Below are 24,865 nucleotides of genomic sequence, written 5' to 3' on the forward strand. Positions count from 1 at the left end.
CTATCGCGCTCTTCGAATCGCAACTAGATCTCCTTGTCCGATCTATGTTCTTGTAAAATCGGATTAGGAAGTACGGAGCAGATGAATCAACGACTACGCCTAGAGTTTCCCCTAGCTAAGGCCGAGTATCTCCTGACCCGTGCAGCTGAACCAGGACAGGGTGGCGATAAGCAAAATTTTTGGCGAGGCGTCATGGGTTTTGAATCAGCAGATGAGATTAGAGAGGCATTGCTAGCAGTATTCTCAACTGATATGCTGCAACCTCAAGGACAAAATGCTTTTGGCGATCGCTACCAAGCCTATGTTCCTATTACGGGGCCAACAGGTTTGTCCCGGCAGATTCTAACAGTTTGGATTGTGCTATTTGGAGAGGACGTAGCTAGATTTGTGACAGCATTTCCAGACCGGAAGGGAGGACGGCAATGACTAGGTTTGAGCTGTTTGACTCAGTGAAGTTGACCGAAGCGATCGCCTTAACTGATGGGGGTACGGCACCACCAGGGACACTGGGTGCTGTTGTCGAAGTTTTTAAAGAGGGCGAAGCCTACATGGTAGAACTGTTTGGCGACTGGGTAAAGTACGATGCAGCAAAGAATTTTGTCCCAGCTAATCGCCAAGATGCAGAGTCTTTTCTGGAAACCCTTGCTGTGGAAATGGTCTATCCTCATCAGTTGCAATTAGTTAAACCTGTCGAAGAAACGCTGGGGGTACGGGCAAGATTAGCTGCTGTTTTGGATGAGCTATCGGAGGATTTGTTAGCTGAGGTGCAGGATTTCGCTGAGTTTTTACTGCAAAAGCGACAAAAGGTTAAGTGAACTATAGTGTGCGATCACAAGCCGTTATGCCAAATAACTTAGGGGAAGCGATCGCAAAAGCAAGAGAAGCCGCAGCAATTGCGAATGCTGTCGCATTCTGTTAGGCAAGCAACACTAGAGGAGCGATCGCACTTCCATTTTCCCCATGCTTTCCTGAATTGATGGGGGATTTGTGAGGATGCGTAAAGCGTTAGCGTTAGGCGAAGCCGAGGCGTTAGCCTGGAACGAGCGTCAGCTGTCGCGTCAGCGAATCGCTCTTTGGGCGGTGCGGAAGCCAATCACACACAAAAAATTCTCTTTGGCTGGCGAAGTTTAGAACTAGATGTGTCTCTGACAGTACTGTATTGCCCCATTTAGGATTGCGTCACCTAGGTTAGCGCCTTCCAGTTTGGCTTCACACAACATTGCAGCACTGAAGTCAGCTCCACTCAGGTTTGCCTCACTCAGGTCAGCTCCCTCTAAGTTAGCTTTACACAAGATTGCCCCACTGAGGTTAGCTCTTTTCAGATTTGCCCCATATAGCTTCGCTTCAGTTAAGTTTGCTCCTTGTAGATTGGCTTGCTCCAAGTTAGCCCAAGTTAGGTTTGCCTCAATTAGGTTAGCTTTATATAAGTTCGCTTGGTTTAACTCTGCATTAATCAGTTTGGCATCAACTAAGATTGCTTGTTCCAAGTTTGAGTGCTTTAAATCTGTCCCAATTAGCTTCGCCCCTGTTAGGTTTGCCTGTCTCAGGTTTACCCCAAACATTTCTGCCAAATTCAGGTATGCACAACACAGGCTTGCCCCAATTAGGTTTGCCCCAATTAGGTTTGCCTCACTCAAATCAATCCCTCTCAAGTTGGCGCATCCTAGTTTTGCTCGGTTTAAGAGTGTGTGTCTTAAATATGCATCTCTCAAGTCCGCGCCAACTAGGTTGATCTGTCTCAGGTCTTTGTGTTCTAGGTTTACCTCTTGTAGAATTATCTCTTGAAAATCTCTTCTTCCTGCTGCATATTGCTGCAAAAGTTCCACACGGTTCATCTCGCCAGCCTTTTCCAGTAGTTCACCTCCATTTCACCATAACCTAACCTTAGGCTTGATTCAGGTCTGTCTATAGGTATAAAGAATGATTAGCTACCTCAAACTGCGATCGCATCTTCAGAGTTTTGAGCAAGCGATCGCGCACCAACTTGTCAAAATACATTTATGCCAACTGTACTTAGGACATTCATGGCTAATGTAGGCTTGGATGAAGCAACTCTGAAAGCTGCGTTGCTCCTACGGAACTGTAGTTGTGAAGGATACGATCACTCTCCTCTCCTATCTTCCTCATTCTTTCATGGAAGGATGAGGAAGATAGGAGAGAGCAATCGCTGTTGCAGTCCTCTCTGAATACTGAACCTAATTGAGTGCTAGATAGTTAAGCCATCGATCCAGAGGGACAAAATTTGAAGCAGCTTGCTTGAGCTTATTAGATGCCGCATGGTTCCAGAACAATACCTCAACCTTGAACCTCCGTTTAATTAATTTGTTAATGGCAGGAACTAAATCACGGTCTCCACTAAGAATAATTACTCGGTCATCAGATTGCATTAGCTCATAAGAGTGTTCCACGACATCGCAAGCGATGCTCTGATCGACTTCCTTTTCTTTGTTGACAAAGCTTCGATTGTAGGTGACTGGAATGAATCCTACTTTTTCTGCATTCTCCAAGACAGAGCCATTGCCTGAAGTACGAGAACCATAGAAGTAACCATGTCCCGACTTACCTACTGTTAACTGGTAAAGCCTTTCCAGATTAATTCTCCATAGGTCGTCTACTATCTTGTCTTTACTTGCAATCCGAATATCGGGAGCAAGCCCTTTTTTAACGGCGCTGATGCGCTTTCCCTCAATCCAAAGATTCGAGTTATCCACGTATACAAAATTAGCCATAGCTGTTAAGTCCTATTTACTTATAAGGTTTAAGGTTTACACATAGGAGCAGCCCGCCAATAGCTAATCCATCTCATCTGCCTCTTCTGCGATGATGCCGTTCAGCTAAATTGAAGAAGCAACGAGTATGGTACAAGGATGAGCTCAATAGATCTACATGTGAAGCTAAGCCTTCACTCAAACCTGAGAACTCGCCTTGAGTATTTAGTTGGTAGTTTTTGTAGCCGTAACTACCCTAGGTGGGCTGCCCTAAGTGGGCGAAAATTTTAATAATTACATATAATTTTAGGAGCTAATTCCAAAAACGTCAAGCCATGAGCAACTTTTGTTTACATAAATTACATTTGGTATTGTCGCTCTAGTCAAATTCACATAACTCGAATCCGCTGTCTCAAAATTCGCGCCCTACAGACTATAAGCAAGTGGTACAAACTCTTTGGGAGTTACCAATTGGATACCAAAATTTTCTTCTGTCACAGTATTTAAAGTAGAAAAAGATATCAGCGATCGCGTCTACTCCTGCACACTCCCATCCGGCATCGTCGCCCCATCCAAATTCACCTCACTCAAATCCACCCCTTCAAGATTCGCACCCGTTAAATCCGCCCCACTTAAATCAGCACCACTCAACTTTGCCCCCACCAACTTCGCCCCAACTAATTGAGCATTCCTCAAATCTGCATTCCCCAACTTTGCCCAACTCAAATCCGCGCCACTCAACCGCACATCCCTCAACATTGCCCCTACCAATTTCGCCTTCCGCAAATTAGCATTACTTAAATCCGCATTACTCAAATCCGCAATCACCAACTTCGCCCCATCCAACTGGGCATTTCTCAAATCTGCATTCCTGAGAATCGCACCAATTAAATTCGCACCCCTCAAATCCGCCCCCGCCAACTGCGCCCCCGATAAATCTGCATTCTGAAAATTCCTCCCTCCAGTGTCATAGCGCTTCAGCAATTCACTCGTATCCGTAACCCCAATCTCTCGCTGCGGCGGACGCCGAAAGGTAAAGGTGAAGGTGTCCCCACTCCGCATCACTCGCCACATCTCCTCATACATCGGATAAGAACCTATCCCGCTCAACTTTACCCAACCCTTTGCCCTGGTTAACGCGACAAATAGCTGATTTCGCAGTTGGAGATTACTCTCATCTTTAGCGACATTGTCCAACCCAACCACGTACACCATGTCTGCCTCATTCCCCTTAGATCGGTGGATGCGAGAGACGGTAACGCCACCTTCACACCAAAACTGATTAGGATTGCGCTGTTCTTTGTCGGTTTGCAAGATATTGCAATCTGGAGTACTAGGAATATAGATGTCGATACCTTGGGATATCAAAAACTCCGCCACAGCCGTTTCCAGTTTCATCGCCTCGAAACCCGAACCTAAAACGATGACTAGAATCTCGCGACTGGGTTTGAGTCCATCATGGCGGAGATTGTAGAGGATGTTTTGTGCCAGGGCACTCAATTCTTCTTGGCGCGATCGATACGCCACAAACTCCAACGCCGACCCTTCCCAAAGTTCCGGCACCAGATTGGGAGAGTTTTCCTTTGGACGTTGTAGAGTAATTTGCTCACCCCGAATAAAACGCCCCGTCACCTCATACCCGATCGCACGCCAATCCTCTGCACGAGTAATCCCCGTGATCATCCCCCCATAACGCAGCAACCCCATGCCAATCCCATGGGCGGCGGTAAGAATGGGGCCAGGAGTACGATAGCAGCGATGCATGATTTCACTCTTTTTAATACCGCCGCTATACTGTCCCGTCACCAAATGCCCCAAGTCTTCCCCAAACAACTCACTGGCATTGGGAATCTTCAGGCTTTCCAAGCTTTGCGCTTCATCGTACCCCCAGATTAACCGTCGCTGTTGGGGCTGTGCCGAGTCAACGGGACGTAAGGCTTGATACGCCATCCAATAAAACGGCTGCTTACCCTGAAATTTCAGAGGGTCATCCACAATTAAGTCTTGACCTTCATCAATTAAGATGGCATCATATAGCGTAGGGACGACCGTATTGTGCAATAACTGTATGCATACCTCAGCTAAAGCCTCGTTCGGTCGATTACTTTGGGTATCTTCAACCCTTAGACGCTTCACTCCAGCCGCTTGGCAAAGCGTACTATAGAGTCCGGGTTGATTTTTCGCTCCCCAAGCGTGAAGCACCTGTAATTTCCCATTTTTTGGCTCATATTCCACCTCACCTCCACTAAAGCGCAAAAGCCACTTATTGAGCTGAGCAATGATGGGATGGTACAGGCTGCGGCTGAAAAAGACCAAGGCAATATCCCAATCGGGATGCTTCAGGTGCATGTGAGCCGCTTTCTGGCACAGGATCACGGTTTTACCTGACCCGGCAATACCCCGAATTCGCTGCGGGCCTGGGGGAATTTCTTTGCCAATGTGTTCTTGTTGTAAGTCAAATTCCGAGAGGCGCTGCCGCACCTCAGCAAGGACACTGGCACGGGTTTTTCCAGATTGTTGTAGGGGCACAAATGCCTGACGCCCTGCCCTTGTGCGGAAGACTGGGGTGCCGCTAATGACAGCTTGCAGTAGTTTCCATTGTTTCTCCGTGAGGGGAGAACCTTTGATGATGGGGGAGGTTTGTTGAAGTTGTTTGATTAACGAACCGCAGATGGACGCAGATACACGCAGATGATTTTGGAAAATAATCGGTGGGCAACTAGGGAGTTGGTAAAAGCCGCTATCGTACCATTGGTCTTCGGTAATCAGAGGCAGGCAAACGAGGGCGCGTCCACTCACTTTGCGACGGAGGGAGGGTTCGCGATCGCAATATCCCAACAAGGCAAATAGCTGATTTTCCGCTTGCTCGTAAGGGTTGCTGCTGATGGTGTAGTAGTGTTGGAATTGCCAGCGATGACCTGCGATCGCAACAATTTGGTCAATTGTCACAGATTTGATTTCAATGACAATTAGACCGAGTTGTGGGTCGGCAATTAAAATATCGGGTTCTTTGCGGGACTTGCCGACTTTAGAAAATATGGGATAGCGCCAGTAAGCGAGACATTCTCGATCTGCAAAAACCTCTCGAATCGTATCCCAAACCTGTTGTTCACTCTCTTCACCACTCTTATTTAAAGGCTCAGTCGTGATGAACTTACGATTGTGATTTGGGCAAGCGATCGATAGGTGCATCCCAATTTGATAAAAATACCAGGAGTAAGGGTATTAACCCACCGCTTCTGATGACTTAGCGTTTCTTTTGTTTGGCTTTTTTCTGTTTGATCACGACCCAAGCGATAAATGCCACAATCAGAAAAACCAGCACGATTTTAGAAACTGGGGCAAGATACTCGTCCACTAACTCATAGTTATCACCCAATATGAAGCCCAAGAAGGTGAGAAGCATCACCCAGATGGTCGTGCCAAGAGTTGAGTAAATCAGAAAAGGGACTAATGGCATATTGCTCAAACCGGCGGGAAGTGAGATTAATGTCCGAATTCCCGGTACGAGACGACCCAATAACACAGCTTTATTGCCATATCGATCAAACCAACGGGTTACTTTATCAATCTCCTGACTGGATACGGTAATCCACTTACCGTACTTGTCAGCTAAAGCTTTCAAACGCTCCTCGCCCACTAATTTCCCGGCGTAGTACCAGGGTAAGGCCCCGATAATCGTGCCGATGACTCCCGCTAAAACAGCAGGCACAAAGCTCATTTTCCCTTGAGACACCGTAAAGCCAGCTAACGGCATGATTAATTCTGAAGGGATGGGGGGAAAGAGATTCTCGGCGAACATGAGTAGTCCAATTCCCCAATAACTTAGGGAAGTCATGATGTTAATGATCCATTCCTTCATAAGCGGTGCCAGCGATGGGTTGATAAGTGTAGGAAATTAGAAATTTGGCGACTTCTAGCGAAGCTAATCTTTGATCAGATCTAGTAGACTTGTACCACCCTCTAAGAGGGCTATCAGGATTGAGCTGCTAGGAATACCTCCCATCAGACAAAGGACTAACTCTCTCAAACTGATTGCGCCGTCATCTTCAATTAATCCAAAGCCTGTGACAAAAATGCCCATAGCGGGTCGGGTATTGGTGCCAGGGATGGGAATCATCATGCCATTACACTCAGAGAACGTTGAGACTTTAAATCTTAAAATTAGCACCCTTAGAAAACCCAAGCTAGTCAATCTGAGTACATTTTTAAGTGAGTAAATCGTGTGTTGGTTTGTGTAATGACCCTGCCACTGCTCAATCAGGTTGAGGGACAGCCGAAAACACTAGAACCCCCCATCAAAAGGGATAGCACAGTAGAGACACCGATCAGGTCAGCACCTATACAAACCGCTACACCCGTCAGACAAATTACACCATCGTCCACCAATAAACCCAACCCCGTCATCAAGACGCCAACACCTGCTAGGGTGTGCAGTCCAGGTAGCCCAATCATCAGGAAAATTGCCACGAACGCGAGGGCAATTCCCGCCACGAAGCGACCGATGAAACTGTTGAAGATATAGAATAGGCGGGGACGAGAAAACATCTCAATTCGCCTCAACCAGAGAATTCCCTGCTTCATAACGCCTTGAACGGTCTTCAGCGCGAGCGGTTTGTTGATTAATCCTTTCGGTATCCAAGGGCTTTTGGCACCGACAGCGAGCTGAACTGACACTACCAAGATGATAAATCCAACCAAGATACCCAGACCAGGAATGGGCAAGGGTAGAGCCAAAATCGAGCCGAAAAAGGCAAATATCAACCCAAATATTCGCTCTTTGCCAACTTTGAGTACATCAGCTAGAGTCACTTGGGTGGGTCGTTCTTCCCTGAAAAAATAGTAATGTAATTCTACAGAAAGTCGATCCATTACACTTAGAAAACTTTAAGAGCTGCAAATCCTAGAGTTAGAACACCCATAAAGCTGTAAGCGCTCACCCAGTTATTAGGCTATCTCAGCCTGAAATTGCTCTGTTTAGATTCTTATCCAAATCGCCAAACTTGCTCAACTCTAGCAGGTTTTTCGGAGAATAGAGCCTAGGCGGATTGAATTTTCATTACAACTTCGTACAGAATTCTCATTAGTCGCTCAAAGCTTCATAGAAGATAGAGAATGCGGAATCAGCAAGATTTAATACACCCACTGTGATTAAGTCTCTAGCGAATTTAAAGGCATTAGGGTGAGCTGAACCCACCCTAACTGACTAATGAAGGCTGGCAGAAGTTTGCGACCCCCTTTACCAAGAGGGGTAGCGCCTCCTACTCTCATCTCCGGGTGCTGGCTCCCAATGTTAAGGGGCAACCACGCCGGATTTCATACGAGGAGATTGCCCCTACGAATACCTATCAAAGTATTGATTGACAGATTACTAATTCAACGCAACAGGAATAATCCATCGGTTAAAATATCCGCCTCTCCCCTTGATTGATACCGAGATTGATCAAAACTTCTGCCGACTTGCACTAAGTTCCGGAAGTCCAAGAGTTAATGTACTCGGTTTGGTCGGCGGTCAAGCTATCAATCGTGATGCCCATCGCTTGCAACTTCAGGCGTGCAATTTCTTTATCGACCTCCACCGGAATCGAGTGAAGCCCCGGTTCTAACTTACCCTTGTTTTTCACCAAATATTCGCAAGCCATCGCCTGGTTGGCAAAACTCATATCCATGACAGCGCTGGGATGGCCTTCTGCGGCTGCCAGGTTCACCAAACGCCCTTCGCCTAAAACGATGACGGATTTACCGTTTCCGAGTAGATATTGTTGGGTAAACGGTCGAACATCTTTGACTTCTGTGGCTTTAGCTCCTAAAGACTTGAGGTCAATTTCAATATCAAAGTGACCGGAGTTACAAACCATTGCCCCATCTTTCATCATGTCGAAATGTTCGGAGCGAATGACGTGCTTATTCCCCGTAACGGTGACAAACAAATCTCCCTGAGATGCAGCTTCATCCATCGGCATCACGCGGAAACCATCCATGACGGCTTCGATCGCTTTGGTGGGGTCAATTTCGGTGACAATTACATTGGCTCCTAATCCCCGCGCCCGCAGAGCAACGCCTTTGCCACACCAACCGTAACCTGCAACAACAATGGTTTTACCCGCTAACAGCACGTTGGTTGCCCGGATAATGCCATCCAGAGTGGATTGACCGGTGCCGTAGCGGTTGTCAAAGAAGTGCTTGGTGTCGGCGTCATTCACGTTCATCGCCGGGAACGTCAGAACACCATCTTTGAACATGGCACGCAGACGGACAATGCCTGTGGTGGTTTCTTCTGTGGTGCCAATGATATCGGCAATTTGATGTTGGCGTTCCTGAATCAATGTAGCAACAACATCACTACCGTCATCAATGATGATGTTGGGTTTGTGATCGAGGGCAATTTGAACGTGGCGAGTGTAAGTTTCGGCGTCTTCGCCTTTCATGGCATAGACGGGAATCCCGTAATCAGCCACCAAACAAGCGGCGACATCATCCTGGGTGGAGAGGGGATTACTGGCAATCAGGACAGCATCAGCACCACCGGCTTTAAGAGCGATCGCCAAGTGAGCGGTTTCTGTCGTAACGTGACAGCAGGCAACTAACCGAATACCTGCAAACGGCTTTTCTTGGGCAAAGCGATCGCGAATTTGCCGCAGCACTGGCATTTCCCGTCCCGCCCATTCGATCCGTTGTTTGCCTAGGGGAGCCAGGGAAAGGTCTCTTACCTCGTGCTTAGGCTGAGTGGAAGTTGCAGTCATATAATTGGATTGTCTAACACAACAAACGTCTAACTAGATTAACCTTTATCACTCTAATTGACTGCGCCTCGGTTACCAAAACATTACTTTGCTGCACGTTTGTGATGCCCCAACCTCAACTCTCTACACCCACTTCAGGCGATCGTACCAATGGGATGATGCCGAAAACAGGGATTCTAAGAACACTCTTCAATTCTGTTTCAATTTAGCGTAAGCTCGCTGTTTCAGGTTTTTCACCCGTAAGATGAGTTTAAGTTGGGCTGTACCCGATATGCCGTGGGTTTCAGCGAGGCGGATCAGATCTGCAACTTCCTCTCTTGTGAGAGCTACTGGATCTGGAACAGATTCGACCGATCTGTTTGTGTTACCGTCCTCTATATTTTTCGCTTCAAACATCTTTCGACTCCTATGACTGATTATTGACCTCTACGGCTTTTGCGTTTTTTACCGATCAGTCTAGTGGGTTCGGATTGCCAATCTCCTTCAACAATGGCGGCGGTAATTGCAAAAGCACCAAAAAGAATAGAACCGATAATGATTGGCATTTGTTTAACTCCAACGATTGATACTTTCACTGTAGAAATTATGAGATGGCTTTAAAGGTTGCACTATGCAACTTCTCTTAAATGACTTCCATTTTTCATAGCTTTAGACCAATTCTTTGGAGTTACCAGCGTTTTTTAGTGGACAATCTGCCAACTGGTACAAGCCCCTCCGCCGACGCCTCAAGGTCGCTTTAGACAAAGCCGGAATTTCGATTCCCATGCCCCAACAGGAGGTTTGGTTCAATAACGCTTTCTCTACGAAATCGCCGGGAAACAACTAGTACAAGAAGGCAGAAGGAAGACCGGAGATGAGAGTGAGGACAGGAGGCAGAAGGAAAGAAAGTTTATACAGTAAGCTTTTTAAGCTTTTTCAACTGGATAGTTATTTCCGCCATGCTGCACTAGGGTGTTTATCCCCAATTCAGTACAAATGTACTATAATAAAGGTGGGATTTGACCGTCAGTTAACGCCTGAACCCCTGTAAATAGAAGGTTTTTTCTCCATGACGAAGCATTATATTCTCAGCCTCAATCCCAATGCTCAGTACGACTGGGATCAGTACATCTTGCGCGACCCCCTGACAGCCGAACGCCCAGATTTTGCCACGTTGATTGCTGAAGCGGTGGGAGAGGAGACGGGTTCTTATTTAGTGGCTGTCAATATTGAAGTCACCGTCTTAGAAAAAGCGCAAAATCTACAACACCAGAGGGTTCCTATAGATGTGGCAACCGTTGCGACCAAGCCGCACCCCTCGGAATTGGTCGCTTGATTAATTAGCTAACAATCCTCTGAGAAAGCAGGTTTCAAGAGCAGAGATTGCTTGGGGGCTGGGCATCCTGCCCGCCCAATTCCTGCAACCTGGGTAAGGTAAGCTGGGTTTGAAGCGGCTACACATCTAGCTGGCCTAGTCTAGATAGACTTTCCGGCTCATCCTACAAGAATCTGCGACCTATCAACTGACCCGTGAAAGGTGTGGCAGCCGCTCAAGGCGGTTCTTAAAGGTTGAGAGGAGACTCTAGGCATGAAACTTGGAGTATTGTGGCGAAATCTAGGAAATTCAACTGTTTACTACCCCAGGTTGGCTAAAGTCACGGGTGGGGCAACCGCTTCTATCCTTTTTTGTCAACTATTTCACTGGCAGTCCCAATTGAGCCATCCTGATCAGTGGGTGAGAACGACGCTTGATGAAATTGAGAAGGAAACGGGTCTCAGTCGTCTGGAACAAGAATGGGCACGGAGTCAACTGATAGAGCGATCACTCTTAAAAGAACGGCTTGTTAAGGGTCACTTTGATACGCTGGAGTTTTGGCCTGATATTGATACTCTAGAGCAGCGATTGAACAATTTTTATCAGGAAAATTCTAATAACCCGGCTTTTCTTGCCAACGATGAAATGCCTTTACAAAAACCTAATTTATCCGAACTTCCTTTAGAAAATAATTTAAATTCTGTACCATCACAGAGAACAACAGAAGCTTTTGTAGAGGTAGTGGTGCCGAGGGAAGAAACTAGAGAGAATCCTAATTACAGCACCAAAAAATATACTTCTTCCGCCTATTCTTTCACCCATCTTTCTGAAGAAAGACTTGAAGAATTGCCTACCCCATCCCGAATGGTTAAAACGGATAAATTTTTTCCTGTGCGTCGTCAACCCGTTGCAGTGAAAGTCACCCCTCATTATCAATTTAGCGGCCCTTGGGAATCTCCTGAACAATTTGAGGAATTTCAACGAGCTTTATTGGAACATTTTAAACAGCAGGGAGTTGATAATCCTGGAGGATGGGTTTTTCGCATTATAGATGGTATGACAAAAGGGTTAGTATCTCCATTTTGGGATGAATTTGTGGCAGGAATGCCGCTAGGAGAAAGCCAAAAAGTTCAGCGGGATTGGGAAATTGAACCTGGGATACCCTATCCAGCCTTTGAAGAGGAGCGTACTCAGTATTACTTACAAAAAGGAGAACCGTTAGAGGTTGCTGTATCTAGAGCACGTTCTGATTTAAGAAATCCAGTACTTGGGAAAGATTTGTGGGAAGGATTTTTGAGAAAATGCGATCGCATGGCTGATGAAGCGATTAAAGCTAAGCAGTTAGGAGTAAAAACGCCCTATCTTCCACCCTCGTTTACCCCTAAACCTCAAGTTACGAAACAAGGTGTAATTAATAAACTTTCTGAAATTACTCCTCAATTGTCCCTATCCTCATCTTCTGATTCACTGATTAACCAGAGTTTAGAGCAGGAAAATGTTGAGGATGAATCTTTAAACTCACCTTCTAATGTTCCTCTGATTTCGGCTTTACAGGAGGCTTATAAAACGCCTATGGGTCGAACTCTGGTTAAAAAGCAAATTGCTGAACATCCAGAATGGGGATATGGAATTATTGATGGTCAAGTGGTAGATGTACTTCCGTTTTAGGGGGGGGATTATGGAAAAAGTTGGCAAAATTGATTTCATGGATCTAGGACGCCCTAATATTTCACAGGAGGAAATAGAAAAACGACAAGGGGCTAAATTACAACAACAGAAGGAGGAGGGATATCAACAATTAGCTGAACTCTGTCGTTTAGGGGAATATGATGCCGCCCAGCAACTAGCGAATCGAAATTCTAGCTGGGGTTATGAAGTTGTTGATGGGGTTGTAATAGAGAAGATTGATTAGAAAAGACTCAGTTGAATAGGTGCTTGGTCAATAGTATTCCAGGGTAAAGGTGGAACTGGAACACCCCCCTTTTCAAGTAACAGCTGAAAGTGACGCGCATTTCCAGGAGAATACTGTTCCTGTGGGCAATGCATAAAGAAGTAGATACGTTTACCCAAGCGCAACCACTGGTCAACCAAACTTACCCATTCTTCCATGAAAGGCTGATTCACCTGTTGGTCAGGATGGCTGATAAAGCGCACCAGGCTAAATGGAGCCGTTATAACAGCTTGCAGAGGTACCTGAGGCTTTCGTGAGTCTACTGGTTGCTGCTTGTAGCTAGCTGAACCACTATAAACGGGTCGGGTATCTAATACGACTCGTCCAACCCCCAGTTCTTCCAGGAGGGTGTTGAGATGGCTGGCGTAGGGTTCTTTGTACCAGTCAGCATGGCGGACTTCAACGGCTAAGGGGGCTTCATTCCGAGGCCAAGCCTTGAGAAAGGCGGCGAGGTCTTCTAAGGCAGCAGGTTCGTAGCTGGGAGGAAGTTGGGCGAAGATGGGGCCAAGGTGCTCACCCAAAACCCGCATCTGTTCTAAAAACTTTAAAGCACCCGGAATTGAAGGTTTCAACAAGCCGTTGTGAGTCAACTGGCGCGGCAACTTTGGGCAAAATTCAAACCCTGGTGGCATTTGTGATGCCCAACTTATCACCGTTTCCTGATTAGGCACGGCATAGAAGGTCGTATTCCCTTCAACTGTGGTGAAACGTTGAGTATAAAGAGGTAGAAATTCTGCGGCTTTACTTCCTTTGGGATAAAGTTCGCCCACCCAACCTTTGTAAGCCCAAACTGCACACCCGATGAGAAAGTTCATGGTCAAAAATTGAGACTATTATTTAGCCTACCAAGACTTCCAGAACGTTAAGCTGAAACCATTCTAGTTTCAAAAGTCAATCGAAGAAGCTCAGGAAATTGGCCTAACGCTCCTGCGCTCTATGCATTTTTAAGCGGGTTTGAGAGGAATAGACGACTCCTTTTCCCAGAGAATCTGTTTTTTTGGAGAGCTGAATTTTATTAAGATTCTTACGTAACTGTTGCTCTTGGCGCTTGAGTTCCGCAATCAAGGCAGCATCTTGGATGAGAGAACCCCCTCGCTTTCTCCCTGAGTTTTTTTTGAGTTTCTGAGCTAATTCATAACACAGCTGGCATTTTTCCAGGATTTTTAGAATCGAAGGGGCAAATTTAGCAAACTTTTCTTCATCTTCTGGCGTAAAACCTTTTTTATCGATTCTGTTAGATAAATCATCTTCAGGGTTATCGCTGGGCTTTAACTTATTGATTAATTGCACAACAGCAACTAAATCTTTTTGCTTATTTAATAGAGGCCAAGCCAGCATCGTGTAAGTCCGGTATCCTGTTCTTTGATCGGTTCTCTTCGCCTGTTCAGAACGTGGATCATCATAGACATCGAATGGAATGTTGATCACTTGCAAGGAGGTAGCCGCTAAACTAGCGATTCCTCTATTTGCAGGAATATCAATTAGGAGACATCCCCCGTCGCCATCGTCAGCAATAATTGTGCCCAGTACTTTGGTTTGATTATCCAGTAAAAAAATACTGATGCGATCGGCTCTAATTAAATCTCCCGCTTTGCGCGTGATCCGACGCAGCATTTCGCAGAGAGTGCCAACAAGCTCATTAATGGCCTCATCAACATCATTAACTCCCTTTGTTGGTCTACGGAGCAGGATTGCCTCGTCAGTATTAGCCTCTTGAGGCAGGGGGCTAATCTGAATTTCTGGCTCCTCTAAGCCTGCGATTTCTTGCCAGTTCATCCCCAAGAACTGGCAAATTTCAATAAAATTTACACGATTAACGGGTTCGCCTTTTAGAAAAAGATTATCGATCACGAGCCGCAGAGACAGTCCTAATTTCTCAGCTACCTCTTGCTCGCGTCCATCACTCTTACGCTTCCAAGCCAGGTTAACTTCTTGGAGGTACTTTGTCTGTACACTACACCACATTGCCATGTCTGAGCATCGGAAAGTCTCTCCTTATTTATCATAAGTTAGATTAGTGCCGTAACAAAACTATAATTTTCTCCAAAAGTGTTGATTAACCTGTAGAGGCGAAGCAGCAGTAGTCCTTTACCTTCCTTAATATTACCGAGACAGTCTAAAAATGTTTGAGCATTGATGTTCTGTGTACTTAACCTAATTAACTATTTGTTGTAACAATCACATGGATCTTACCTGGATTGTTTGCGGATAAGCAAACTAAGCAAAAGAAAAGGCAAACCCGCGAATACTACCAAACCAATAAATCCAACGACCAAACGCACCAACCAGAGTCTCAGTTCTGTCAAATCATCGGTTTCATTAACACTCATGACTCCTCCGGCGTAAGGCTTTCAGTCCACTTGAGTAGACTTGATCTATTAGGTCGGAGTTTAAACTCCGGGCGGAATAAAAACGTGACGGCAACACAGTTGGAGTTTGATCATTCAATCAAAAGCGATCGCACCTCATCTAAAGCTTGTCCCTGTTTTGAGACAAGTTTTATAGGTATGCTCCTGCTTTTGGGGTCAACAAAGCGATCGCATTTCCCCTACGGCAACTCTTTCAACACCCCTGCCAGAATTTCAAACAATTGCTCAATATGCTCTTTCTGAATCATCAAAGGCGGAGATAAGGCAATAATGTCTCCTGTGGTGCGGATAAGTAACCCCTTGTCAAAACACCGTTGAAGACAATCCATCCCTCGTACCGAAGGCTTTCCGGGGATTGACTCTAACTCAATTGCCGCCACCAGTCCCAAGTTCCGCAAATCGATGACATGAGGTAAGCCTTTGAGGGAATGAAGGCAGTCTTCCCAGTAACTTGCCAGATGATTAGCATGGGCAAACAACCCTTCTTCTTCATACACATCAAGGGTTGCCATTGCCGCCGCACAAGCGAGGGGATGCCCAGAATAGGTGTAGCCGTGGAACAATTCGATCGCATTTTCTGCCGCCGCATCCATAAAGGTGTCATAAATCCCTTTGCGGACAAACACCGCCCCCATCGGCACCGTACCATTGGTAATACCTTTGGCTACTGTCACCATATCAGGTACAACACCAAAGTACTCTGTTGCAAAACTGGCACCTAACCGCCCGAACCCTGTAATCACTTCATCAAAAATCAGGAGAATGCCGTACTTGTCACAAATAGTACGAAGACGTTCCAAATAGCCCACCGGAGGAATCAGCACTCCCGTTGAACCGGCAACGGGTTCGACAATCACCGCTGCTATGGTTGAGGCATCGTGCAGGGTAACAAGGCGTTCCAGCTCATCTGCCAGGTGTGTCCCCCACTGCGGTTGACCGCGAGTAAAGGCATTGTGTTCGAGGTTATGGGTATGGGGCAGATGATCGACTCCCGGCATTAAGCTGCCGAAGAATTTGCGGTTGGGGGCGATGCCACCAACAGAAATGCCCCCGAATCCCACGCCATGATACCCCCGTTCCCGCCCAATTAAACGCTGACGCGCACCTTCTCCTCGGACTCGATGATAGGCGATCGCAATTTTTAGGGCTGACTCAACCGCTTCTGAACCGGAATTACCGTAAAATACGTGGTCGAAATGACCTCCTGGCATCATCTTGACTAAGCGTTCCGCCAATTCAAAGGCACCGGGATGTCCCATTTGAAAGGGAGGGGCGTAATCTAGATGGGCGACTTGTTTTTGAATAGCTTCGACTATTTTGGGGCGACAATGACCGGCATTTACACACCATAACCCGGCTGTGCCGTCGAGAATCTGACGACCCTCAGGAGTGAAGTAGTGTACGTCTTTTGCGGCGGCGAGTAAGCGGGGGTTTGCTTTGAATTGGCGGTTAGCCGTGAAGGGCATCCAATAGGCTTCGAGATTGGTAGGCACCGATTCAACTCCAGCAGATGAGGGATTATAGCATTTTATAACTTCTCCTGACTGTTAACTCGAATTAAATCCTCAATATCCTGCGATATAGTCGTGCAAATTTCTTCTAAAGGCAAATCATTGGCATCCTCTCCAAACGGATTTTCAATTTCCGTGCCAATTTCTTCAACGCCCAACAGCACAAAGCTCAGGATAATCACAATTGGGGAAGTCCACCAATGCAATGTGTTAACCACTTGGAAGGGAAGAGAAATACAATAAATCAGCAGCAATCGCTTCAAATAAATCGCATAGGCTAAGGGAATGGGCGTTGATAAAATACGCTCACAAGTCGTTAAACCTCCTAGCATATCGTTAACTAACCCATTCATGGCGGTCAGTTGATTAACACTGAGTAATTTCCGGTCATATTGCTTTTGTAAGTAATTTCCAATCCAAACAGAAAGTTGCAGCGAAGTCGATTGAATGGTTTGAAGTTGGAGAATTTGCTCTTGTGTAATCAGTGATTCTAATTCACTGTTGATGGGCTGTTGTCGCAATTTTAATTTAGTCGCGATCGCAAAAGCCACTAACAGGCGTAAAGCAAAGGCTTTGTCTTCTCTATCTTGGGGTTCCGATTCAGCAATGGCTACCCAAATGAAATGCCCTAAACTCCGGATGGAAGCGGTTATCGTTCCCCACGCTTTACGCCCTTCCCAAAATCGATCATAGGCGCTATTGGTGCGAAAAACTAATAATAAACCTAAAACTAAGTTATAGGAAACATTGGTAATAATCGTATCAAATCCCTGCCAAGATAAAGAGAATCCAAAATAATCGAAGAGAGAGACAACAACCCCCAATCCTCCACACAACAGGATACGAAAAAAAACCTTAGAGGCAACTGAGCCTCGCCATTGTAAAGCTAATTGCATCCAATTTGCTCGATCAACAGTCATGCAATCCCCTATAATTTTGATTCAATTCATTAATCAGTACGGCTAAGGTTTACGCATCTCGAAATCAAAAGGGACTCATGGAACGCAAAAATCAGGGGTACATAACGCGTCGTCGCTTCCTACTTCGCTCAGTTATAACTGGCGGGAGTCTCATTGTGGCAGACGCTTTCTCAAAATCGGGACTGGCACAGGTCAAGGCACCAGGAATTATCACTTCGGATAAGATGCGTCCCACTATACCTTATGGTGTTGCGAGTGGCGACATTACAACTGGCAGTGCGATGATTTGGAGTCGATGCGATCGCGCCGCTAAGATGATAGTCGAGTATGACACCCGCGAGTCGTTCCGTAACCCGAAGCGTATTCTTGGGCCAGCCGCTTTGGAAACCAGCGACTATACAGCACGCATTAACCTTGCCAACCTGCCACCCAGTCAACAGATATACTACCGAGTCACATTTCAAGATTTAGCCGATACGAATATCTATAGCGCCCCCGTTATTGGGACTTTCCGCACACCCTCTGCAAGAAAGCGCGATATCCTCTTTGCTTGGTCGGGAGACACGGCTGGACAAGGTTGGGGAATTAACCCGGAGTGGGGTGGGATGAAAATCTATGAAGCGATAAGGCGGTTAAATCCCGACTTTTTCATCCACTCCGGCGATACTATCTATGCGGATAACCCTATTCCCGCAGAAGTGAAGCTGGATGACGGCAGTATCTGGAAAAACCTCACCACCCCAGAGAAGTCAAAAGTGGCGGAAACACTGGCTGAGTTTCGCGGTAATTTCATCTATAACCTGCTGGATGAAAATGTTCGCCGCTTTAACGCCCAAGTGCCTCAACTTGTGCAGTGGGACGACCACGAAACCCGCAATAATTGGTCTCCCGATCAGATGCTAATGGACGATGACCGTTACAAGGTAAAAAGTGTATCATTGCTTGCGGCGCGAGCAAAGCAAGCGTTCCTGGAATATACTCCCATGCGCTTAGATTGCAACGATTCTGAACGCATTTACCGTTCCTTTAATTACGGCCCTTCCCTGGATATTTTTATGCTCGATATGCGTAGTTACCGGGGGCCTAATACACCCAACCGTCAGACAGTGGCGAGTGCAGAAACAGACTTTTTGGGAAATGCTCAAGTACGCTGGTTAAAAAATAAGTTGCAAAACTCAAAAGCAACTTGGAAGGTGATTGCTAGTGATATGCCCATCGGACTAGTGGTTCGAGATGGCGAGAGCAAGTTTGAGAACTTTGCTAATGGAGATGGCCCGCCTTTGGGACGCGAACTCGAACTTGCCGATTTATTGCGCTTTATCCAACAAAACAATATCCGCAATGTCGTCTGGCTGACAGCTGATGTGCATTACGCCGCCGCGCATTATTACGACCCAGGAAAAGCACAGTTTACTGATTTTAAACCCTTCTGGGAGTTCGTCGCTGGCCCACTCCATGCGGGAACCTTTGGACCAAGTGCGATGGATAATACCTTCGGCCCTCAAGTCAAGTTTCAAAGCATACCGCCAAACCTAAAACAAAATCGCCCTCCCACTGAAGAATTTCAGTTTTTTGGTACTGTGAAAATTGATGGTGATACTGAAGTGATGACGGTTAAGCTACACAATTTGGAAGGTAAAACTCTTTACAGTGTGGACTTGCCGCCAGAAGTTTAGAGTGTGTTTAAACACAGGATTATCTTATCAGGTTGAGGATAAACTTTCACTGCTACTTCCCAATGCAGAAGCGACTAAAAATGCGATCAAGTACAGATTCCGTCACTTCCTCACCTGTGATTTCTCCTAGTGCTTGAATAGCTCCCCGTAAATCAATTGTCCAAAAATCTAGGGGTAATTGTTGGGCAATAGTTTCTTGCACTTGTTGCAGTGAGGTTTTCGCGTGAGTTAATGCCGCCGCTTGGCGTTGGTTAATCGCTATATCCAGGTTTGCAGCTTTCAGGTTGCCCGTATGAATTGCCTCAAGAATCGCTGTTTCCAAATCTTCAATTCCTTCATTTTGAGCAGCAGCCGTGAGAATTGTAGATTTTGGGTTAAATGTTTGGTGAGCTTCCACCGCCCCTTGGATTTGGGCTTGCAGAGTTTTCCTTTCTGCTTCTTCTACTAAGTCAATTTTATTAATGACTAAAATGACGGGACGATGTTTGACTTGTTCATAAATTTCTTGATCGGCTTGTGTCCAGCCGGTTGAGGCATCAATTGTGAGTAAGACTAAATCAGCCGCTTGAACGGCACGGTGCGATCGCTCTACGCCAATTTTCTCGACTTGATCGGCGGTTTCCCGAATTCCAGCTGTATCCAAGACTTGCACCGGGATTCCTCCAACGACCAACTGCGACTCAACCACATCACGGGTAGTACCGGGTAGGGGAGTGACAATGGCGCGATCGCTTCGACTCCAGGCATTCAACAAGCTCGATTTTCCCACATTCGGACGCCCGACAATGGCAACTTTTAAACCCGTGCGGAGCAACTCCCCGCGATCTGCCGTTTCTAGGATATGGGTGACTTCTGCCCCTACTTGCTCGATTTGAACCACAACGGCGGCTTCATCCAGGGGCGGTAAATCTTCTTCAAAATCAATGCGGGCTTCAATTTCTGCCAAGATATCCAAACAAGTGGATCGCAGTTGGCGAATGGGTGCAGCTAGCTTCCCCTGCAAACCCGCGAGGGCAGCTTGTGCCGCCGCGGGTGAGCGAGAACCCACTAAGTCGGCAATACTTTCTGCCTGCGTTAAATCCAAACGTCCATTTAAAAATGCCCGTAGGGTAAACTCTCCAGGCTGTGCCAACCTTGCACCTTGCTCCAAGCACAACTGCAATACCTGCTGTACGGGCATAATCCCGCCGTGACAGTGGAACTCCACCACATCTTCGCGAGTGTAAGAGCGGGGGGCTTGCATGATCAATAGTAATGCTTCATCCACCACCTGTTGGGTTTGGGGATGGCGCAGGTAGCCGTAGAGAATCCGGTGCGTTTCCCAAGCCTGACGCCCTGATGCGTGGAATAGGGTACGAGCAATGGTGATCGCCTGTTTCCCCGATATTCGCACAATCCCCACACTCCCTTGTTGCGGGACTACGGCTGTTGCGATCGCAGCAATGGTTTCGCCTTGGACGAACATTTGGGACATCTTGCTATTCAAACCCTCACTTATCCCAGCCTATCAAGGAGATGAGGGGATGCGAAAGGCTTTACTGATGTGCTACGCCTGATCCGGAGTTCAACGGTATTCAGTTCTCGTGTCTCACACTTTAACTTTCATCCCTGGGTTGATTTCCACAAGTCAAGCAAGCGTCCATCAATAGAATTAAGGGTTGACCGCAATAGACACATCCCCCTTCTGGAGAATCGCAATCGCTCACTTGCTTTCGGGGTACTTCCCGACACTTCAGACATCCGAAAAACTCGTCCAGACTTTTGACAGCAAAGCGGCTACATTTCGGGCAGTGTTGTACTTTCCACGTAACATTAGCATTGAGCATTGAATTCAAAACAGAGGGTGAACGTGTAGCCCATCCAAACTCCCTCCTTGACCCGGTTGCCCTTCAAGTACTCATGAAATTGCTGGAGTTAAGTCTCTCAAGGCGGAGTGTGAACTGAGCCATCAACCAGTCTGGCATAAGTTATTGTCATCTGTCTCTAGTTAGATTTTTTATCTTGAGTGGAAAATTTTGTTCTAACTCAGTGGCGAACGGCGCTTGAGCTATTTACCGGAATTGTTGAGCAAAGTCAGTGCGATTTGCTAAAACTCCGGTCAATTCTTCAAGGCTAATCATTACGAAATGTAAATAAATTATACATAAATTGAACATAAGTTATACACAAACGCAAACATTGAGGCTCTATATTGACTAAAGCCCATCAGGAAGAGGACGCAATTGCTGTCTATAAAAGAAAGTTTTTGTAACGATAACAGCGCTGAACCCGAAATGGATGCATTCATTCCTTTTGAGGATAAAAATACATTACATCCGGAACAGTGGGTAAAAGTTTATGGTATTCATTCTGAGCAATACTATTACATCATCACCTGTCAAGTCTTCCAATTAGAGGCGGTATTAGGTGGGAAGCAAGAAATTTGGTGGATAGGCTGGTGGGAAGGCTTTCTTCTAGAATCTGTTGATGAATCAGATTAGTATTACTGAGGTTGGACAAGAAAACAAACCGCTGAATCTGACCTCAGTTCTAGTAAAGAAGCTGAGGAAACCCGTTTGGTTAAGATGGCTCAAGTACGGCTACAGAGGCAGAATTAATATTCGCCCGATCGCTACTTTGTTGGATCGGTATTTCAATCAAAAACTCCGTCCCTTGTCCGGAATTTGATTCACATATCAGTCTCCCTTTATGCTTCTCTACTACAATTTGATAGCTGATAGATAGCCCTAAACCTGTTCCTTTCCCCATGGGTTTCGTCGTAAAAAACGGGTCAAATAGTTGACTCTTAGCCTCTTCTGTGATTCCCGCTCCATTATCTGCAATTCTGATTGTAACTTGATTGAGAGATGAAACTTTTGTCCCAATCCAGATGGTGGGAGAAACATCTGATGCGAAATTTTGAGACTCGTCCTGCATTTCTTCCAAAGCATCAATGGCATTTCCTAGGAGATTCATAAACACTTGATTGAGCTGAGAGGGATAACACTCCACCAAGGGGAGTTCTCCATAGTCCTTAATCAAATTAATAGCAGGGCGATCGCTATTCGCTTTCAGGCGGTTATTTAAAATTAACAGAGTACTCTCAATCCCGTCATGAATATTGACGAGTTGCATTTTGGTTTGGTCACGGCGTGAGAAGTTGCGTAAACTCAATACCAAATGGCGAATCCGTTCTGCGCCAGTGGCCATTGAGGAGAGAACTTTGGGTAAATCTTCGATTAAAAAATCCAATTCCACCGCTTCAGCATGAGCCTGAATTTCCCGGACGGGGTTGGGGTAATACTTTTGATAGAGACGGACTAAGTCCAATAAATCTTTAATGTATTCGTTGGCATAGTGCAGGTTGCCGTAAATAAAACTGGTGGGGTTGTTAATTTCGTGAGCCACACCAGCAACCAGCGTGCCTAAGGTAGACATCTTTTCTGTTTGCACTAATTGCGCTTGGTAAGAATGCAAATCATGCAGCGCTTTCTTGAGTTGTTCAGCTTGAGCGGTAGCTAAGCTTGCCGCTGTGCGACTTTGAGCATAAAGTGCGGATTGGTCGATGGCGATCGCCACTTGATCCACTACTGCACCAATTAATTCCACTTCATGAGGGTTCCAAGGGCGGTTCCCGCGAAAGTGTTCGCAAACAATCACCCCCTTTTGGTGGGAGCGAGTTTGCACCGGTGCAACCAGTAGTGCCCTCAAACCTAAAGCTTGTAGGCGAGCGCGACTATTGATTTCCAACTGCTCATCGCTGGCAATCTCATCAATTCGCAGGACTTCCCGCTCATGCACGGGTTCGTTGATGGTCTTCACCTGCTCAATGGTACTCGGCCAGTACAATTCAATGGGACGTTGCGGATCGTAAGCCGCGTGCATCAATTCATATCGAGAGGAGTCTGTAGATTTGTGGTACCAGAAGAACTGACAGCGATCGATCTCAAGTAGACTGCGGACTTCTTGAACGGCTGTTTTTAAAATCTCATCTAACTCCAGGGAACTCCGGATTTGGCTAGAGAGACGGCGTTTGAGCAATTCTTCCCGCGCTTGCACTTCTCGAAATCGCGCTTCTGCTTGTACGAGTTCATCCTGGGTTTTTTGGAGTCGTTGGTTGGTTGCCAGCAATTGAGCCATCGCCGCTTCCACTTCACGGGACTTTTGTTCCAGCAGACAGCTGTATTGAATTGATTGCGAGACTTCCGCCAGCATATCAAAGACGACCGGCGAGACACTCTCACTTAATTCTTCAAGTCCTAACCAAGGTTGGGGTTTGATCGCACCCGCGCTGGTGAAAACGATCTGAAATTGACCATTGGGTAAAATTTTGCCAATGCGGCAATGCTTGCGGACATGATTATTTTTTTCAATGCTAACCATACCCCCCGGTGCTTCAAACGTTTGCCCGTAGGCGGCTTCACGCAACAAATCGACCTGAAATGAGCCAGCTTTTTCTGCCGATTGTTTCCACAGGTAGACTTGGGTATAGGCGGCTTCAATCGGGTCACAGGTTACACGTTCGTTACCATACCGCTTCTGAAAATTCTCGACAAAGGCGCGATTTTTGGCTGTGTCGATACTTTGAAAGTAGCTCCAACTGGCATAGTGACCGGCAGCGGTGCTTCCCCCAATCCGTCGTAGTTCTTCTTCGGCGATACTGGTCGCCATGATCGGGATTTCTTCGGCACTAATTCCAGCTTCTTTATATTGTTGGTAAAAGGCCAGATTGCTATCACCATTCAGGGCATTGAACACGACATGGGGCTTAATTTGCTGAATGCGCCGAATCACATTGCCAAATTCTGTGGTTCCCAAGGGTACGTACTCTTCCCCTACTACCGTACCGCCTTGGCGAATGAGCTGAGCTTTCATGATTTTATTGGCGGTTCGGGGAAACACGTAGTCAGAGCCAATTAAATAAAAGCGGGTTCCTTCGTGTACCAGTAACCAATCAACGGCTGGGCCCACTTGTTGATTGGGACAAATGCCTGTATAGAAAATGTGAGGTGAGCATTCTAGTCCTTCATACTCAACGGGATACCAGAGTAGCGCGTTGTGTTCTTGCAAAACGGGTAAAACCGATTTGCGGCAAGATGAAGTCCAGCCGCCAAAAATTGTAGCCACCTGGTCTTGTTCGATCAGGGTTCTGGCTTTGAGGGCGAAGGTTATGGGGTCAGATTCTCCATCTTCGATCACGGGTTCAATGGTTCTACCTAAGACACCACCAGCCGCGTTAATTTCTGCGATCGCCATCAACTCTGCATCTTTTAAAGATGCCTCACTAATCGCCATCGTTCCACTTAACGAGTGGAGAATTCCGACGCGCACACTGGCACCGGGACTAACACAGCGCTGGCTTGTTTCACTCATCTCTAGACTGTTCCCGAAATGTTCTTGCTCTGGAGATCACGCAAAAGCGCCCATCACCCTTCTGGCGCTTCAAGGTGCTAGCTGGATTGACGTTTGATAGGCTATTTGTTAAACCTCTTACCATCACCCTTAAGGGACTGGGGACAGAAGGACACAGGGACATCTCCAGAAAAAATCCCAGTCTTCCTCTTATTTCCTAATCCAATCACTAATCTCTCATCCCTCGTCAATAAACTGTTAAGCTTTGTAGAATTTCCCTCCTTCAACCTGATATTGGGCAACAGTCTTTTAGATAAACTGTTGAAATAGTAACCGAATTCTAAAAGTAAGAATTGTAGTAT

Annotated in this window: 21 protein-coding genes and 1 pseudogene; 8 read left to right on the forward strand and 14 right to left on the reverse strand. The window is 46.3% G+C overall.

Going from position 1 to position 24,865, the window contains the following annotated elements; all coding sequences use genetic code 11:
- The first annotated feature begins 81 nt into the window (after positions 1-81).
- From NDI48_01675 to NDI48_01685, 3 genes are all read left to right on the forward strand, one after another.
- Positions 82-426: a hypothetical protein gene (locus tag NDI48_01675; GenBank protein MEP0829910.1), complete on the forward strand. Its 345-nt coding sequence runs from the start codon at positions 82-84 to the stop codon at positions 424-426.
- On the forward strand, positions 423-815 hold the full coding sequence (locus NDI48_01680) for a DUF2281 domain-containing protein (protein MEP0829911.1): 393 nt from the start codon (positions 423-425) through the stop codon (positions 813-815). Before NDI48_01675 ends, NDI48_01680 begins: the two co-directional genes overlap by 4 nt.
- Before the next feature lie 178 nt (positions 816-993).
- Positions 994-1,131, forward strand: coding sequence for a hypothetical protein (locus NDI48_01685; GenBank protein ID MEP0829912.1), 138 nt, complete (start codon positions 994-996; stop codon positions 1,129-1,131).
- A 2-nt stretch (positions 1,132-1,133) separates the two neighbouring features.
- Here the strand turns inward: NDI48_01685 and NDI48_01690 are convergent, their stop codons facing one another.
- The 8 genes and pseudogenes from NDI48_01690 to NDI48_01725 form a co-directional block, all read right to left on the reverse strand.
- Positions 1,134-1,835, reverse strand: a complete 702-nt coding sequence (locus NDI48_01690; protein ID MEP0829913.1) for a pentapeptide repeat-containing protein — start codon at positions 1,833-1,835, stop codon at positions 1,134-1,136.
- A 360-nt stretch (positions 1,836-2,195) separates the two neighbouring features.
- Complete coding sequence (locus NDI48_01695) at positions 2,196-2,729, reverse strand: NYN domain-containing protein (protein ID MEP0829914.1); 534 nt, start codon at positions 2,727-2,729, stop codon at positions 2,196-2,198.
- 513 nt (positions 2,730-3,242) lie between these two features.
- The gene (locus NDI48_01700; protein MEP0829915.1) at positions 3,243-5,900 is read right to left on the reverse strand and encodes a pentapeptide repeat-containing protein; all 2,658 of its coding nucleotides are present in this window, start codon (positions 5,898-5,900) and stop codon (positions 3,243-3,245) included.
- A gap of 55 nt (positions 5,901-5,955) precedes the next feature.
- Positions 5,956-6,570 carry a DedA family protein gene (locus NDI48_01705; GenBank protein MEP0829916.1) on the reverse strand — a complete coding sequence of 205 codons (615 nt, stop codon included), beginning with the start codon at positions 6,568-6,570 and terminating at the stop codon, positions 5,956-5,958.
- A gap of 63 nt (positions 6,571-6,633) precedes the next feature.
- Positions 6,634-6,831: pseudogene (locus NDI48_01710) on the reverse strand (exopolysaccharide biosynthesis protein).
- Between the two features lie 137 nt (positions 6,832-6,968).
- Positions 6,969-7,580 carry an exopolysaccharide biosynthesis protein gene (locus tag NDI48_01715; protein ID MEP0829917.1) on the reverse strand — a complete coding sequence of 204 codons (612 nt, stop codon included), beginning with the start codon at positions 7,578-7,580 and terminating at the stop codon, positions 6,969-6,971.
- 593 nt (positions 7,581-8,173) lie between these two features.
- Positions 8,174-9,451, reverse strand: a complete 1,278-nt coding sequence (gene ahcY / locus NDI48_01720) for an adenosylhomocysteinase (GenBank protein ID MEP0829918.1) — start codon at positions 9,449-9,451, stop codon at positions 8,174-8,176.
- Positions 9,452-9,640: 189 nt separating this feature from the next.
- Complete coding sequence (locus tag NDI48_01725) at positions 9,641-9,847, reverse strand: hypothetical protein (protein ID MEP0829919.1); 207 nt, start codon at positions 9,845-9,847, stop codon at positions 9,641-9,643.
- A gap of 652 nt (positions 9,848-10,499) precedes the next feature.
- Here NDI48_01725 and NDI48_01730 point away from each other — a divergent pair.
- The 3 genes from NDI48_01730 (at position 10,500) to NDI48_01740 (ending at position 12,657) form a co-directional block, all read left to right on the forward strand.
- A complete protein-coding gene (locus NDI48_01730) occupies positions 10,500-10,766 on the forward strand; it encodes a hypothetical protein (protein ID MEP0829920.1) in 267 nt (88 codons plus the stop codon).
- Positions 10,767-11,018: 252 nt separating this feature from the next.
- Complete coding sequence (locus NDI48_01735; GenBank protein MEP0829921.1) at positions 11,019-12,413, forward strand: hypothetical protein; 1,395 nt, start codon at positions 11,019-11,021, stop codon at positions 12,411-12,413.
- A 10-nt stretch (positions 12,414-12,423) separates the two neighbouring features.
- Positions 12,424-12,657: a hypothetical protein gene (locus NDI48_01740; protein ID MEP0829922.1), complete on the forward strand. Its 234-nt coding sequence runs from the start codon at positions 12,424-12,426 to the stop codon at positions 12,655-12,657.
- Here NDI48_01740 and NDI48_01745 read toward each other — a convergent pair.
- The 4 genes from NDI48_01745 to NDI48_01760 form a co-directional block, all read right to left on the reverse strand.
- Positions 12,654-13,511, reverse strand: coding sequence for a DUF72 domain-containing protein (locus tag NDI48_01745; protein ID MEP0829923.1), 858 nt, complete (start codon positions 13,509-13,511; stop codon positions 12,654-12,656). The genes NDI48_01740 and NDI48_01745 overlap by 4 nt on opposite strands.
- A 103-nt stretch (positions 13,512-13,614) precedes the next feature.
- Positions 13,615-14,667, reverse strand: coding sequence for a GAF domain-containing protein (locus tag NDI48_01750; protein ID MEP0829924.1), 1,053 nt, complete (start codon positions 14,665-14,667; stop codon positions 13,615-13,617).
- A 577-nt stretch (positions 14,668-15,244) separates the two neighbouring features.
- Positions 15,245-16,558 (reverse strand): aspartate aminotransferase family protein, encoded by a 1,314-nt coding sequence (locus NDI48_01755; GenBank protein ID MEP0829925.1) that lies wholly within the window; start codon positions 16,556-16,558, stop codon positions 15,245-15,247.
- A 35-nt stretch (positions 16,559-16,593) separates the two neighbouring features.
- Positions 16,594-17,496 (reverse strand): hypothetical protein, encoded by a 903-nt coding sequence (locus NDI48_01760; protein ID MEP0829926.1) that lies wholly within the window; start codon positions 17,494-17,496, stop codon positions 16,594-16,596.
- Positions 17,497-17,651: 155 nt separating this feature from the next.
- On the opposite strand from NDI48_01760, the gene NDI48_01765 reads away from it, so the two are divergent.
- Entirely contained in the window at positions 17,652-19,172 is a 1,521-nt protein-coding gene (locus NDI48_01765; protein ID MEP0829927.1) for an alkaline phosphatase D family protein, read from the forward strand.
- Positions 19,173-19,224: 52 nt separating this feature from the next.
- Here NDI48_01765 and mnmE read toward each other — a convergent pair whose 3' ends face one another.
- The gene (gene mnmE, locus NDI48_01770) at positions 19,225-20,646 is read right to left on the reverse strand and encodes a tRNA uridine-5-carboxymethylaminomethyl(34) synthesis GTPase MnmE (GenBank protein ID MEP0829928.1); all 1,422 of its coding nucleotides are present in this window, start codon (positions 20,644-20,646) and stop codon (positions 19,225-19,227) included.
- A 748-nt stretch (positions 20,647-21,394) separates the two neighbouring features.
- Here mnmE and NDI48_01775 point away from each other — a divergent pair.
- A complete protein-coding gene (locus tag NDI48_01775; GenBank protein MEP0829929.1) occupies positions 21,395-21,652 on the forward strand; it encodes a hypothetical protein in 258 nt (85 codons plus the stop codon).
- 79 nt (positions 21,653-21,731) lie between these two features.
- On the opposite strand, the gene urtA is transcribed toward NDI48_01775, so the two are convergent.
- Positions 21,732-24,524, reverse strand: a complete 2,793-nt coding sequence (gene urtA / locus NDI48_01780; protein MEP0829930.1) for an urea ABC transporter substrate-binding protein — start codon at positions 24,522-24,524, stop codon at positions 21,732-21,734.
- Positions 24,525-24,865: the final 341 nt, after the last annotated feature.

This window comes from Microcoleus sp. AS-A8 (assembly GCA_039962225.1).
Classification (GTDB): Bacteria; Cyanobacteriota; Cyanobacteriia; order Cyanobacteriales; family Coleofasciculaceae; genus Allocoleopsis.